The organism is Dyella japonica DSM 16301 (genome assembly GCF_001010355.1).
GTDB classification, from domain to species: Bacteria; Pseudomonadota; Gammaproteobacteria; order Xanthomonadales; family Rhodanobacteraceae; genus Dyella; species Dyella japonica.
The window spans coordinates 1-354 of sequence record NZ_JPLA01000145.1 but is presented as its reverse complement, the minus strand read 5'-3'; the positions used below and the strand labels follow the sequence as shown (position 1 = coordinate 354).

1 protein-coding gene is annotated in these 354 nt (G+C 40.4%); it reads right to left on the bottom strand.

Annotated features, from left to right (window positions below; translation table 11 throughout):
• Window positions 1–74 precede the first annotated feature (74 nt).
• Window positions 75–354: cyclic-phosphate processing receiver domain-containing protein (locus Y882_RS20625; RefSeq protein WP_046973420.1), on the bottom strand; the 280-nt coding region annotated here is incomplete at its 5' end.

The window sequence follows — 354 nt, the reverse complement described above, 5'->3', positions numbered from 1 at the left end:
TCGGAAAGTGGGAATACCAGATTCAGCGCTCAAACCAGCACCGGAGATAATAATCAGTCGTCGCATAAGTGTCCTCAGTAGATGTTTTGTTTGATCTCTATTCCAAACTTCTTGAATGAGTCAGCAGCAAGCATAAATTTACGAGCTGCCGATGGATTAGAAGTATGCACGAAAATAATCACGTTGTCAATAAGTGGTGGCTTTCCGAATACAAGTTTCTCCTCTAGCGCAGAGAAGCAGTCGTACCCTTCAAGAACTTCACCTAGATCATTGTCAAAATACCATTCAGATACGCGTCTGTAGAGCTTTCTCTTATCATTAAGAAAATCCATAAATTCAGAAGAATTCTTTAGC